The sequence below is a fragment of the Cellulophaga baltica 18 genome, from assembly GCF_000468615.2.
Classification (GTDB): domain Bacteria; phylum Bacteroidota; class Bacteroidia; order Flavobacteriales; family Flavobacteriaceae; genus Cellulophaga; species Cellulophaga baltica.
In genome coordinates this window covers 4450475-4464340 of sequence record NZ_CP009976.1, presented here as the reverse complement: position 1 = coordinate 4464340, position 13866 = coordinate 4450475, and the positions used below count along the sequence as shown (strand labels likewise).

Below are 13866 nucleotides of genomic sequence, written 5' to 3'. Positions count from 1 at the left end.
TTGCCTCAAAACAGTATTGATAGTATCCCAATTAATTTTAACGAAGAATCACTCTGGATATTAAATTTAGCATTGGCACTCGTAATGTTTGGAATCTCTTTAGAAATTTCTATAGGAGATTTTAAAGCGTTGTTTAAAAAGCCTAAAGCTATTTTTGTTGGTGTACTCAGCCAGTTTTTTCTTCTGCCTCTGGTTACCTTTATTTTAGTAATATTGATAAAACCTTATCCAAGTATTGCCTTAGGTATGTTTATGGTGGCAGCTTGCCCGGGCGGTAACATTTCTAATTTTATTACCCATATTGCAAAAGGAAATTCTGCGCTATCGGTATGTTTAACCGCAATTGCAACATTATTGGCAATTTTTATGACCCCTATAAATTTAGAATTCTGGGGATCTTTTTATGCACCTACTGCGCAGATTTTAAAAGAGGTAGCTATTGAGCCCATGGCCATGGTGCAATTAGTTTTCATGCTGTTAGGGGTTCCGTTATTTCTGGGAATGTGGGTGAATTATTGGAAGCCAAGACTAGCAAAAAGTATTGCGAGAGTCCTTAAAATTGTTTCTTTACTATTTTTTGTGGTACTGATAAGTATAGCATTGTATACAAATAGAATTATATTAGTAGATTACATATGGTACGTGTTTTGGCTTGTAGTGATCCATAATTTAATTGCTTTTATATCTGGATTTTCTTTAGCGAAGTTAGTAGGGTTAAATACCGCAAATACAAGAACAATTACAATAGAAACGGGAATACAAAACTCAGGTTTAGGCTTACTTTTGATAGTTACTTTTTTTGACGGTTTAGGAGGTATGGCATTATTGGCTGCTTTTTGGGGAATTTGGCATTTAGTCTCCGGATTACTCCTTGCTAGTTTTTGGAGTTCTCGAGAAATAATAACTAAAGAAATATAGCTTGAAGAAAATAGGGTACGCTGTTGTTCAAATGTTTGTGGGCACACTTTTATGGTTTTATTTTAAAAAAACAGCACACCATGGCTTGGAGAATATTCCGAAAGATACACCTGTTATTTTTTTATCAAACCACCAGAATGCATTTTTAGACACTATTTTAATTGCTACAAATTGCAAGAGAAAACCTTATTTTTTAACGCGATCTGATGTTTTTAAAAACACTGTTTTGAAGGGCATATTTTCTTTTTTTAAAATGATTCCGATTTACAGAATTAGAGATGGCTTTGCAACTTTACAGAAGAATCAATATACGTTTGACTTTTGTTCAAGTTTACTTAACAAAAATGAAGCCCTAGTGGTGTTTCCTGAGGGCAATCATAATTTAAAACGAAAGGTAAGACCTCTAAGTAAAGGATTTATACGTATTATTTTAAATGCTTTAGAGGTCAACCCGGAATTGAATATACACTTGGTTCCCGTAGGGGTAAACTATCAAGCGGCAAAGAATTTTCCTGATAGTGCAGCCTTATATTATGGTTCTGCAATTTCAGTCAAAGAATTTTTAGAGCAAAGCAGCATAAATAACTCAGAGCAAGCTCTAAAAAATCATGTATTCAAGGCTTTAAAAAATCTTACAACACACATAGAAGATGATGCAAAGTATGCTTTTACAATTCAGAAATTAGAGGCTTTTGGGGTAGATTATACCAAGCCGAAAGAAGTTAATGAGAAATTACTTTATTTGTCTTCTATAGCTAAAATACCGGAAACTATTACAGAAGCTAATAGCTTTGATCTATTAAAAAAATGGATTTTTATGATAATTAATTTTCCTGTCATTCTAGCATGGAATTTAACGATAAAACCCAAAATAAAGGATCTAGCCTTTTTAAGTACATTTAGGTTTGCATATGCAGTAGTCATCTTTCCTATTTATTATATCTTCTTAGCTTTAGGGACTTATCTATTTACACAAGACATCATTTCGGGATTATTGGTTACGATGACAGTTTTTGTATATAATTTGTTTTACACTAAGACCATGTAAAAAAGCATCCTCAATTAGTTGTTGAGGATGCTTTTATATCTTATAACATATCGCTAAAGAAAATAGCGTTCATTAATAATTTATTTGTTCCGTACCAAAAAGCTCTAAAATTAGTGTTGTCTGTAAACACAATAACTTTTCCACGGCCCAAGCTTTGAGCTTGAAAAGGAACGCTGTTACTCAGTAACTTTAATTTTTCCTCAGAAATATATCCACTTAAAAGCGGATTGCTAGTATATTGAATGGGGTTGTTGTAACTACTCTTGTTAGGTTCAATATAAATATTTGTATTTCTAAATAAGGGCAGTACATCATTTTTGTATCCGAAATTTATAGGATGTGAGCGGTCTAGTTTTGCTTCAAAAATTGCACCTCCAGTAACTTGGGCACCAAAGAAGCTTTGTTTTTGCTCATAGGTAATGTCTTTTGCCACTAGCGTATCATTCTTAAATTTTAAATTAATAAATTCATTTTTTGCTAACCATTTCGTTGTGTTTCTATAGCCTATAAGAGTGCCTCCGTTTTTTACCCACATTTTTAACTTTTCAGATGCTGCTTTATCAATTCCTCGGTAGGAATTAGGCATTATTATGGCGGTATACCGACTTAAATCGGTTCTGCTGAAATAATCCGTATCTAATTTAGTAAGGTTGATATTATAACGTTGATCAAATAAATGCCATATTTCTCCAGCGTCATAAGAAGTAATTCCATTACCGACGATAATAGCAACTTCCTGTTTTTCTAAGGCCTGAAAAGATCCGCTGCCTAAATCAATACCTAAGGTGTGCCCTGTGCCTACAGAAATAATATCAATATAACTTTCTTGAGCTACTTCTTTTAAAAAGGTGTGCAATTCTTCTGGATTTAGTTTTTGGTTTTGTACAGGAATGAGAATAGATCCATAGTCATAGGTATTGCCTTCAACAGAAAATGGTTTTTCTCCTACTTTAGCTCGTATTCCTTTGTTTAATATTTTATTTAATGCTTTAGGAGTGTAGTACTCATTCCATTCAAATACGTACGCATAATTAGATAAGTTACCCACACTACCAGATAAAGTTGGTAAGGCTGTTATTTCCTCCCCTAAATTTGCAGTAGAATTTACTTCGGTATAGTCTAGGTTGAAAGCTAATGGAAATGTCCAAGCAGAAATATCATAGAAAAGGCTGTCTGTAAAGGTGGTGCGCTTTTCGAACATAGCCTTTATTAATCTACTATTCCTTTGGTTCATAGGAACTACATAACTATTCTCTTTATGAAATGCTTTGCCATTAATTTTGGCGTCACTTTTTAAGTGATGTAATTTTATTTTTTGACGTTGTAAAATTTCAGCTAAATGCCAGGATTTAGCAGCGTCCTTAGCATCCCCAAAAATAATAGTCTTTGTTTTATTTTTAGAGTTTTCTGTTAAGGCGTCTTTGTAAAACTGTTGTTGGTATAGTAGTAATTTTACACGCATATTCTCGGCAGCTTCAATAGTAGAGAGTGCCGTTGTAAATTGGTTTTTTATTGTGAAAGGGAAGGTGAGAATTCCATTTTCACTTTCTTGAATATGGCCTCGAGAGCTAGCTTGCTCAAACAAAATACCAATACCACCATTTACATCCGGAAAAGTAGATCCTTTACCATAATAATAGTCGTCATAGTTTTCTTCAGAAAAATATAAAGAACCAATGTTATCTAGAGCCTTAGAGTGGTACGTAGCAATTTCTGTAGTAAGCTCTTGATTTATTTTTGGAGTTAATGGGTGAACTCTGTCTGGCTCTCCCGGTTGAAAAAAGAAGGTGGCGTTGGTTCCCATTTCATGGTGGTCTGTTAAGATGTTAGGCATCCATTTATGAAAGGTAGCTATTCTAGCTCTACTTTCTGGTAATTGTACAGGGAGCCAATCGCGATTCATATCAAACCAGTAGTGGTTGGTTCTTCCTCCAGGCCAAACTTCATGATATTCACGGTCATTATTATCAGGATTTAAATTTGAACTTTTATTGGTGTTTGCCCAATAAGCAAACCGTTGTAGCCCATCTGGATTGAATGATGGATCTAATAGAATAACCGTGTTTTCTAGTAGCTTCTCAATAGCATCTCCTTCGGCGGCAGCCAAGTAATAAGCGTAAGCTAGTGCTGCATTACTTCCACTAGGCTCATTGCCATGGATAGAAAAACCTTGATAAACAACAACAGGTAGGTTTGATACATCTTGAGTGGCACCTGTTTCTTTGGTAATTGAAAGATGATCTTTTTGAATCTGTTCTATCTTACCATGATTTTTTGGAGCGGTAATCGTAAGTAATAATAAAGGCCTGCCTTCAAAAGTTTCACCACGATTTTCAATACTAATACGATCAGATGAAGCTGCTAGTGCTTGCATGTAATAGACCAGTTTGTCATGAGTAATATGCCATTCTCCAACTTCATGGCCAATGATAGATTCTGGCGTAGGAATATTTTTGTTGTAATTGGTATTTGAAGGGAGGTAGTAATCTAGGGTTGCTTTTTCTTGAGAGGTAAGGGTAAGTGATACTAGAAATAATGAGAGAAAGATAAGTTTTTTCATAGAGTAGTTTGAATTAGTCCCTATAAAAATAAAAAAACGACTCTTAAAAGAAGAGTCGTTACCATTAATTTGTGAAAATTAAATTTTATATGTCGTCAAAGCTAACATCTGTAAAGCTTTCCGTTGATGTTTTTTCTGCAGAATTTTCAACCAAGACATCTTCTTCTCTTTTAAAATCTTTTTGATGACGCTCAGAAATTACTTCGGTACCTTTTTCTTCTATGATGTAATTCATCATCTCATCTAGATTTTCTTTAAATGCTGAAAAGTCCTCTTTGTAAAGGTAAATTTTGTGTTTCTTGTAGTGAAATGATCCGTCGTCATGAGTAAATTTTTTACTCTCCGTAACCGTTAGATAATAATCACCAGCTTTTGTGCTTCTTACATCAAAAAAATAAGTTCTTCTACCTGCTCTTAGGACTTTGGAGTAAATTTCCTCCTGATCCATCAATTCTTTTTCCCCCATTGCTAAAAAAATCTATAGTTAATTATTAGTGTACCTTCAAAAATGGCAAAAAATTGCTAATCTAACAACTTTTTTTAGCTTTCTTTATCAATCAATTGTGTGTGGTAAAGTTCCTTGTAATACCCATCTGTCTCAATTAGAGAGTCATGCGTTCCTTCCTGTAATATTTTTCCTTCTTTTAAAATAATGATTTTATCAGCGTTTTTTGCTGAGGATACTCTATGGCTTACCAATAAAGTTGTTTTGCTTTTAGAAACATTCTTCAAATTCTTAAGAATCTCTTCTTCCGTTTCTGTATCTACGGCAGATAAACAATCATCAAATAAATATATTTTCGGGTCTTTCAATAAGGCTCTTGCGATAGAAACACGTTGTTTTTGTCCGCCACTTAATGTAATACCTCTCTCTCCTAATATCGTGTCATATTTTTTTGTAAAATCCATGATATTTTTATGCACTACAGCTTTTTTGGCAACAGCTATAATTTCTTCATCAGTGGCATTTTGCTTTCCAAACTTGATATTATTTTTGATGGAGTCAGAGAAAAGAAAAGCATCTTGGGGTACTGCACCAACTTCTTGACGAATAGAATTCAAATTAAGATTCTTAATAGGGGTATCATCTAATAATATTTCTCCTGAGCTCACGTCATAAAGACGCGCGATAAGATCTAGAATTGTAGATTTTCCAGAGCCTGTTTTGCCAATAATAGCTACTGTCTGTCCTGGTTCAATGGTGAATGAAATGTCATTAAGCGCTGTAATTTCTGTGTCTTCATATGTGAAGGTTACATTCTTAAATTCAATTTTCCCAGATAAAGGGGTAGGAGTTAAGACTTCATTTTTAATAGATGGGGTTATTTGTAAAAACTCATTGATACGTTTTTGTGATGCCTCCGCACGCTGAACAATAGAGGTAAGCCAACCAATAACCGCTACAGGCCAAGTAAGCATATTTACATAGATTACGAACTCCGCAATAACACCAACCGAATCTATTTCACCATTAATATATTGTTGGCCACCAATATAAATCACAAAAATAGTACTGATTCCTATTAATAATACCATTAAGGGGAAAAACCATGCATTTACCTTAGCTAGGTTCATACTCTTGTTCTTTCCTTCTATAGCCAGTTCTGTAAGTTCTTTATTAATATCATTTTCTAAACCGTAGGCCTTGATAACAGAAATTCCAGAGAAAGATTCTTGCGTAAATGTAGATAACTTAGAAAGGTATTGTTGTACAATAGTGCTTCGTTTGTGAATAACTTTGCTAATGTTATAAATCAATACAGATAATATAGGAAGCGGTATCAGGGTATATACTGCCAATTTAGGCGCCGTCATGAACATTAAGGGAATGATGCAAGCAAAAAGTGTGATGGTGTTGATGCCATACATCAATGCTGGTCCGGCATAATTTCTTACTTCACCCACATCTTCACTAATCCTATTCATTAAATCACCAGTCCTATTTTTTTTGTAAAAATTGAGGTTTAGCAATTGATAATGATCAAATACTTCGTTCTTTAAATCGTATTCGATATATCTAGATACTTTGATAATAGTCTGCCTCATTAAAAAAGTAAATAGCGCAGCTAACAATGCAGTTCCTAGAATAATTAAAATATTTTCTAGCAGCAATTCTTTGGCTTCAGACTTATCAATGATATTATTCCCGTAGTTTTCAACAACTTTAATCGACTTTTTTACATAAGAAGGAGTAACCAAAGAGAATACCCTTGCTATTATGGTGATGAACAACCCTAAAAGCAGTTGTGTGCTATATTTTTTTAAATATTTATTGATGTATTTTAATTCCTTCATGAAGCCTTAGTTCCTGTAAAGTGTTGAATTTTCTAATCGAAGTGACAAAGATATGTGATTAAAGTAAAATGAAATGTTATAAAACTGATAAGATATAACCAAACCATAACCTAGTATTAAAAATATAGTTCTATTTTTGCCGCTTGAAGTTTAACCCATTTAAGTTCTTTAAAAATGCTTACAAGAAGGCATGTGCGAGTAAAAGTAATGCAATGTATTTATGCATTAACACGTTCCAATGACGATTCTTTAGAAAAACAACAAAAGTTTTTGAAATTCAGTATTGAAAATACATATTCGTTGTATTTATTGATGATGAGTTTGATGAAGGAAATCCACGATTTGGCAAAACAGCAAGTAGAGCTTTCTGCAAATACATATTTATCAAGTTCATCCAATACTTTTGATGACAAGAAGAAATTTGTAAACAATAGGTTTATAAAAATGATTTCTGAAAACAAGGTTCTTGAAGAAGAGCTAGAAATAAGAAAACTTCAGAATTGGTATTTAAATGATGAGTATGTAAAGCTACTTTACAAAGAAATTATAGCAAGTAATTACTACAATAAATACATGCATGCAACCGCTTCTAGTTTTGAAGATGATAAGCAGTTAATTGTAGATTTGTTTAAGAATATCATTGCTCCTAATGAAAAAATCTACGATTATTTTGAGGACGATAAACTTACTTGGGTAGATGATATTCCTTTAGTGAATACATTTATTTTAAAACTTTTGAAAAAGGCAAAGCCAGATGCTGTAGAATCTTATTTTTTACCTCCTTTAGTTAAGGATCAAGAAGATGTTGAATTTTCTAAAAAACTTCTGTCTAAAACCTTACTTCAAAATGAGAAGTTGGTCAAAGAGATTGAGGGTAAAACTCCTAATTGGGATAAAGATAGAATTGCAGATATAGATGCAATTTTATTAAAAATGGCAATTGCAGAATTGTTAAATTTTCCTTCCATACCAGAACGTGTTACTATTAATGAATATTTAGAACTTGCCAAAGAGTACAGTACGCCTAAGAGTAGTACGTTTATCAATGGTATTTTAGATAAGCTAATAAAGGAATACGAGCAGGATGGAAAACTAAACAAAATTGGTAGAGGTTTATTATAATATTGTTTATTTTTGATTAAAATTATAAATATTTAGACGGTTATGAGAAAAATAGTTATCGCATTAAATGTATTGATGGTAGTTGTTTTAATGTCCTGTAAGGAAGATGCAACAAGTAAAATTAATAATTCAAATCTAGAAGCAGCAGGTCAGAGAGATGCAGCAGCAAAAATGCTACCTGTAATGTCTTTTGAAAATGTTGAGCATGATTTTGGATCAATAGTTCAAAATACACCGCAAGAAACTGTTTTTAAATTTACAAATACAGGAGATGCTCCTTTGATCATTACAGATGCAAAGAGTACTTGTGGTTGTACAGTTCCACAATATCCTAAAGGAGCAATTGCCCCAGGAGAATCTGGAGAATTGGTAGTAAATTTTAATGGTTCAGGAAGCAACTTAGTTACTAAAGTTGTTACGGTATCTGCGAATACAGAGAAAGGATCAGAGCAATTGAGAATAAAAGCATTTGTAACCCCTAAAGATGGTGCTCCAGTAGGGCCATTAAAACAGTCATAATTACATGTTAGAAAAATATCCATTTATTCCGCTTATTGCAATCTTCGTAGTATTTTATTTCTTTATGATTGCGCCTCAAAGAAAGAAGCAAAAGCAAGAAAAGAAATTCTCAGAAGAATTAAAAAAAGGAGATAAGGTTGTTACTAAAAGTGGAATGCACGGAAAGGTTGTTGAGTTAAATGACAAAGACAATACCTGTGTTATAGAAACTTTAGCTGGTAAAATAAAGTTTGAACGTTCTGCTCTTTCTTTAGAGATGAGTTCAAAACTTAATGCTCCTGCGGTAATAGAGAAAAAGTAAGTTAACGTAGTATAATACGTTTAAAAAAAGCACCTTGAAAAAGGTGCTTTTTTGTATTGTATGAGTTTCTGTAGTAACTTATTACTTAGATTTTTTAGCCGTCAATTCGCAAATTTTCACAATTACCTGTATCGCACTTTCTATACTTTCTAAAGGAACATATTCATATTTTCCATGAAAATTGTGACCTCCAGCAAAAATATTAGGACAGGGTAATCCCATAAAACTTAACTGTGAACCATCAGTGCCTCCTCTGATAGGTTTTATAATAGGTGTAATGTTTAAGGACTCCATCGCTTCTTTCGCAGTTTCTACAATATGGTAGACAGGAGTAACCTTTTCTTTCATATTAAAATATTGATCTTTTACTTCAATATTTATGCATTCACCATGTGTAAATGTCAATTGATTCTTAATCGTAGAAATTAGCTTCTTTCGTTCTTCAAATAAATCTTTATCGTGATCGCGGATGATCAGTTCAATAGTCACCTTTTCTATTTCACCAGAGATATGATGAACATGGAAAAACCCTTCACGACCTGTTGTTTTTTGAGGGACTTCATCTTCTGGGAGTAATGACATAAACTCATTAGCAATACTAATGGCGTTAATCATTTTTCCTTTTGCATACCCAGGGTGTACACTTTTACCGGAAATAGAAATCTTTGCAGAAGCCGCATTGAAATTTTCATATTCTAATTCGCCAACCTGACTACCGTCCATGGTATAGGCCCAGTCCGCTCCAAATTTTTCTACATCAAACTTATGAGCGCCACGACCAATTTCTTCGTCAGGAGTAAAACCAATTTTTATAGTCCCGTGTTGTATTTCAGGATGATTAATAAGGTACTCCATAGCCGAAACTATTTCAGTAATTCCTGCTTTGTCATCAGCACCAAGAAGCGTAGTGCCATCCGTGGTAATTATAGTTTGCCCTTTGTATTGAAGTAAGTCATCAAAATAATCTGGAGATAGGATAATATGTTGCTCTTTATTTAAAACAATGTCTTTACCGTCATAATTTTCAATGATTTGTGGACTTACATTGGTGCCGGAAAAATCTGGCGAAGTATCAAAATGTGCTATAAAACCAATCACGGGAATATTCGAATTAGGACTATTACTCGGTAAGGTAGCCATGATGTAAGCATTCTCATCAATTTCAACATCACTTAGTCCAATCTCTTTTAGTTCTTCAACCAGTTTATTTGCAAGGATCCATTGTTTTTTAGTACTAGGTGTAGATGCCGAGTGTGGGTCGCTTTGCGTGTCAACAGTAACATAACTCAAAAATCTATTAAGAATAGGGTTCATTTGTTTTAGAATTTTTTATAAAAATACGAATTAGGAAATTTGAATCGTAATTATTCAAACTATTATACTTTTTTGTCAAGGATTACGTTTGGGTTTCTATATTTCTTTTCAGTCATTCAATCCAAACAAATGAAATTTAAACTTTTATTTTCTGTTATAGTTCTTTTTTTTAGCGTTATCGCAACTAATGCGCAGGCATGTATTTTAGATATAGGTAGTAAAAATGCAGATACGATTAAAACCATTTTTCAATTAAATGAAGAGCAAACTACGGCTTTAGAAGTCTTAAGAAAAGATTTAAAGGCAGAGCGCGAGGATCAGGAGATCGAAGTAAAGAAGCTATATGAAAGCCATCCACAAAGTACGCCAGCAGAACTTTTAATTTTAGCAGAAAAACATAAGAACTTAGAAGATAAAATGCTAGAAACTACAGTGCGTTATGATCAAAAGCTTATCTCCCTGTTTAATGAAAAACAATATGAGCGGTATCAATTGCTTTGTGAATCAGCAAATAGAACACCCATAGAAAAACTAGTAGAATAAGGTTCATTGTTGTGTTAATAAAATTAAAAACAACGCGTAAACTTAGTTGTTGATGTTTGTATTTTTGTGAAAATTTAGCTTTTCATGTACAAACTTATTTTACGACCACTATTCTTTTTGTTTGATCCAGAGAAAATTCATCATTTCTCTTTCTTTATGATTAAACTTTTGGGTAAAATTGGTTTTTCTAAAATTTTCAGATCCATTTACGTTATTGAAGACCAGAGACTGGAGCGCAAATTATTTGGACTTACCTTCAAAAATCCGGTAGGATTAGGTGCTGGTTTTGATAAAAATGCTAAATTATATAACGAATTATCAGATTTTGGATTCGGTTTTATAGAAATAGGAACGCTTACTCCCAAGCCTCAAGATGGCAACCCTAAAAAAAGACTTTTTAGATTAAAAGATGATCAAGCTATTATTAACCGAATGGGATTTAATAATTTAGGCGTTTTAGAAGCTGTAGAAGAGCTCAAGAAAAACCATAGAGTTATTGTTGGTGGGAATATTGGGAAGAATAAAGTAACACCGAATGAAAAAGCTACGCTAGATTACCTGATCTGTTTTGATGCACTATTTGATCATGTAGACTATTTTGTTGTAAACGTAAGTTCCCCAAATACTCCGGGCTTAAGAGAGTTACAGGATAAGGAACCTTTGACTAAATTATTGAATCAATTAAAATTAGAAAACACTAAATTAGCCACCACTAAAACGGTTAAAGAAAAACCTATTTTACTTAAAATCGCTCCAGATTTGACAGATAGCCAGCTACTAGATATTATAGATATTGTAGCTGCTACCAAGATAGACGGTATTATAGCCACCAATACAACAATTAATAGACAGGGCTTAAAGTCTCATCAGTTACTTTTAGAAGAGGCTGGTGGTTTAAGTGGAAAACCCTTAGCGCAACGAAGTACGGAAGTTATTCGGTTTTTGTCGGAGAAAAGTAATAAAGCTTTTCCAATTATTGGAGTTGGCGGAATTACCTCTCCTGAAGAAGCATTAGAGAAATTAGATGCTGGAGCAGATTTGATTCAATTATGGACAGGTTTTATTTATGAAGGTCCTGCCTTGGTAAAGAAAATTAACAAGGCTATTTTAAATAGAAGTTAATTCGTCCAATAATCAACCACAAGAACATCTTCTAAGTGTGGAGTTAATAACGCTCCAAAAGCTTTGTGATCAGGATGTGGTAGGTATTTCTCACGGTCGGCTTCACTTTTAAAAGTTAGAAAAAAACAATGGGTAAATCCTTTGTTTAGATTTTCTGGACTATTATTTAAGCCCCACTCGTAACTAAATATTTCTTTTATTTTTTTTGGTAGTTCTTGAAAAGCGGCTTCTATTTTTGTTATATCGTCATTAGAAGTTTCTTCTTTAAATTTGAATAACACTACGTGTCGCAATAGTTTTGTGCTGTTCAGGCTTGTAGTGTGGGTCATTTTTTCTTTTGTTGCGGTTTTTTCTTGTGCGCTAATTGTTATGAAGGCTAAAAGGGAAAGGGCTAAACTTATTGTTTTCATGAGGAATCTTTCAGGTAAGATATAATAATCCTATTTATTAGTTTCATTTTTCTAGTTATATTTAGCATAACAATACTTTTCTCCCTTGAATTACGAGCTTATATACACCTTTGTAATTACTACTGCTGCTCTTGCTATTACGCCAGGGCCAGATATTATATATGTCCTCATGCAAAGTGTTATCAATGGTAAAAAAGATGGCATAGCAACTGCTTTTGGGTTGGTAAGTGGCTGTATAATTCATACCAGTTTATTAGCTTTTGGGGTTTCGGCATTAATCAAAGAAAACCACCTTATTCTAATAGGCATTAAGGTATTTGGAGCTTTGTATTTATTTTATTTAGCTTTTAACGTATTTAAAAGCGCAAGTGAGATTACATTAAATGTAGCTACTATTCCAAAAAAGAGTGCTTTTGAACTTTTTAAACAAGGATTTATAATGAATGTTTTGAATCCAAAAGTCACTATTTTCTTCTTAGCATTTTTTCCTGGTTTTTTATTTAGCAAAGAAATGAGTCCCGTACTTCAGTTTTATATTTTAGGCTTTATTTTTATACTAATCTCTTTCTGCGTTTTTGTACTTATTGCCATTTTATCAGGAATGGTATCTAAATATCTGAAAGCGAATAAAAAAATAGGCTTTATTTTAAAGTGGATGCAAATTATTGTTTTTATAGGTATCGGTGTCTATCTGTTATTTTCAAATAATTAGTAGTAATTTTGAAATAGATTACAATTGGTTTATGACTAACAAAGTAAAAATAATTGAATGTCCTCGTGACGCAATGCAGGGAATAAAGACTTTTATTCCTACAGAAGAAAAGGTGAAGTATATTCAATCTTTGTTAGGCTGTGGTTTTGATACGATTGATGTGGGTAGTTTTGTGTCTCCTAAAGCGATTCCTCAAATGATCGATACTTCAGAGATGTTATCCTTATTAGATTTGTCTAAAACTAAAAGTAAATTGTTGTCTATTGTTGCCAACGTTAGAGGGGCAGAGGACGCTGCAAAAGAAGCATGCATAGATTATTTAGGATACCCTTTTTCGATTTCAGAAAATTTTCAAATGCGGAACACGCATAAAACAATTGAAGAATCGGTTGCAATTTTACAAAAGATTCTTGAAGTGGCTAATAACGCTAATAAAGAAGTGGTAACCTATATTTCTATGGGTTTTGGAAACCCTTACGGGGATCCATGGAATGTTGAGATTGTGGGGGAGTGGACAGAGAAATTATCAGAAATGGGAGTTAAGATTCTATCACTCTCAGATACTGTGGGTACCTCTACTCCAGACCAAATTACCTATTTATTTTCTAATTTGATTCCAAAATATCCGCATATAGAATTTGGAGCACATTTGCATACCACACCTACTAAGTGGCATGAAAAGATTGATGCAGCTTACAATGCAGGTTGCCGTAGATTTGATGGGGCCATACAAGGGTTCGGTGGTTGTCCGATGGCTAAAGATGAGTTAACGGGTAATATGCCTACAGAAAAGATGCTTTCCTATTTTACATCGGCTAAAGCTGATAGTAATGTAAATTGGATGGTTTTTGAAGCGGCTTACAATAAAGCCACCGAATTATTTTCTAAATACCATTAAATTTCTTCTACATTTACAACAAATAGTATATTTATTTAGATTTAATACAAATAATTTTGCGTGACTTCTTTTTTGATGTTAGATTTGCAGCCGAAAGTTTATTT

At 33.3% G+C, this 13866-nt stretch carries 14 protein-coding genes; 9 read left to right on the top strand and 5 right to left on the bottom strand.

The window, feature by feature from the left end; all coding sequences use genetic code 11:
* Together M666_RS19160 and M666_RS19155 are read left to right on the top strand one after the other, a co-directional pair.
* A complete protein-coding gene (locus M666_RS19160) occupies window positions 1-918 on the top strand; it encodes a bile acid:sodium symporter family protein (RefSeq protein WP_029445574.1) in 918 nt (305 codons plus the stop codon).
* 1 nt (window position 919) lies between these two features.
* A complete protein-coding gene (locus tag M666_RS19155; protein WP_029445575.1) occupies window positions 920-1966 on the top strand; it encodes a lysophospholipid acyltransferase family protein in 1047 nt (348 codons plus the stop codon).
* Window positions 1967-2006: 40 nt separating this feature from the next.
* Here the strand turns inward: M666_RS19155 and M666_RS19150 are convergent, their stop codons facing one another.
* The 3 genes from M666_RS19150 to M666_RS19140 form a co-directional block, all read right to left on the bottom strand.
* Entirely contained in the window at window positions 2007-4526 is a 2520-nt protein-coding gene (locus M666_RS19150; protein ID WP_029445576.1) for a M14 family metallopeptidase, read from the bottom strand.
* A gap of 85 nt (window positions 4527-4611) precedes the next feature.
* Window positions 4612-4992 carry a PUR family DNA/RNA-binding protein gene (locus M666_RS19145; protein ID WP_024479636.1) on the bottom strand — a complete coding sequence of 127 codons (381 nt, stop codon included), beginning with the start codon at window positions 4990-4992 and terminating at the stop codon, window positions 4612-4614.
* A gap of 74 nt (window positions 4993-5066) precedes the next feature.
* The gene (locus tag M666_RS19140; protein WP_025614264.1) at window positions 5067-6821 is read right to left on the bottom strand and encodes an ABC transporter ATP-binding protein; all 1755 of its coding nucleotides are present in this window, start codon (window positions 6819-6821) and stop codon (window positions 5067-5069) included.
* 174 nt (window positions 6822-6995) lie between these two features.
* On the opposite strand from M666_RS19140, the gene nusB reads away from it, so the two are divergent.
* From nusB to yajC, 3 genes are read left to right on the top strand one after another with little or no spacing between them, the layout of a single operon-like run.
* On the top strand, window positions 6996-7943 hold the full coding sequence (gene nusB, locus M666_RS19135; RefSeq protein WP_024479638.1) for a transcription antitermination factor NusB: 948 nt from the start codon (window positions 6996-6998) through the stop codon (window positions 7941-7943).
* Window positions 7944-7985: 42 nt separating this feature from the next.
* On the top strand, window positions 7986-8462 hold the full coding sequence (locus tag M666_RS19130; RefSeq protein ID WP_025614266.1) for a DUF1573 domain-containing protein: 477 nt from the start codon (window positions 7986-7988) through the stop codon (window positions 8460-8462).
* 4 nt (window positions 8463-8466) lie between these two features.
* On the top strand, window positions 8467-8763 hold the full coding sequence (gene yajC, locus M666_RS19125; protein ID WP_025614267.1) for a preprotein translocase subunit YajC: 297 nt from the start codon (window positions 8467-8469) through the stop codon (window positions 8761-8763).
* 81 nt (window positions 8764-8844) lie between these two features.
* Here the strand turns inward: yajC and pepT are convergent, their stop codons facing one another.
* Window positions 8845-10077, bottom strand: a complete 1233-nt coding sequence (pepT, locus tag M666_RS19120; RefSeq protein ID WP_029445577.1) for a peptidase T — start codon at window positions 10075-10077, stop codon at window positions 8845-8847.
* A gap of 129 nt (window positions 10078-10206) precedes the next feature.
* On the opposite strand from pepT, the gene M666_RS19115 reads away from it, so the two are divergent.
* Together M666_RS19115 and M666_RS19110 are read left to right on the top strand one after the other, a co-directional pair.
* Window positions 10207-10620: a hypothetical protein gene (locus M666_RS19115; protein ID WP_029445578.1), complete on the top strand. Its 414-nt coding sequence runs from the start codon at window positions 10207-10209 to the stop codon at window positions 10618-10620.
* A gap of 84 nt (window positions 10621-10704) precedes the next feature.
* Complete coding sequence (locus M666_RS19110) at window positions 10705-11742, top strand: quinone-dependent dihydroorotate dehydrogenase (RefSeq protein ID WP_029445579.1); 1038 nt, start codon at window positions 10705-10707, stop codon at window positions 11740-11742.
* Here M666_RS19110 and M666_RS19105 read toward each other — a convergent pair.
* Window positions 11739-12152, bottom strand: coding sequence for a Dabb family protein (locus M666_RS19105; protein ID WP_029445580.1), 414 nt, complete (start codon window positions 12150-12152; stop codon window positions 11739-11741). The genes M666_RS19110 and M666_RS19105 overlap by 4 nt on opposite strands.
* Before the next feature lie 85 nt (window positions 12153-12237).
* On the opposite strand from M666_RS19105, the gene M666_RS19100 reads away from it, so the two are divergent.
* Together M666_RS19100 and M666_RS19095 are read left to right on the top strand one after the other, a co-directional pair.
* Entirely contained in the window at window positions 12238-12864 is a 627-nt protein-coding gene (locus M666_RS19100; protein WP_029445581.1) for a LysE family translocator, read from the top strand.
* A 31-nt stretch (window positions 12865-12895) separates the two neighbouring features.
* Window positions 12896-13762 carry a hydroxymethylglutaryl-CoA lyase gene (locus M666_RS19095; protein ID WP_029445582.1) on the top strand — a complete coding sequence of 289 codons (867 nt, stop codon included), beginning with the start codon at window positions 12896-12898 and terminating at the stop codon, window positions 13760-13762.
* The last annotated feature ends 104 nt before the right edge of the window (window positions 13763-13866 follow it).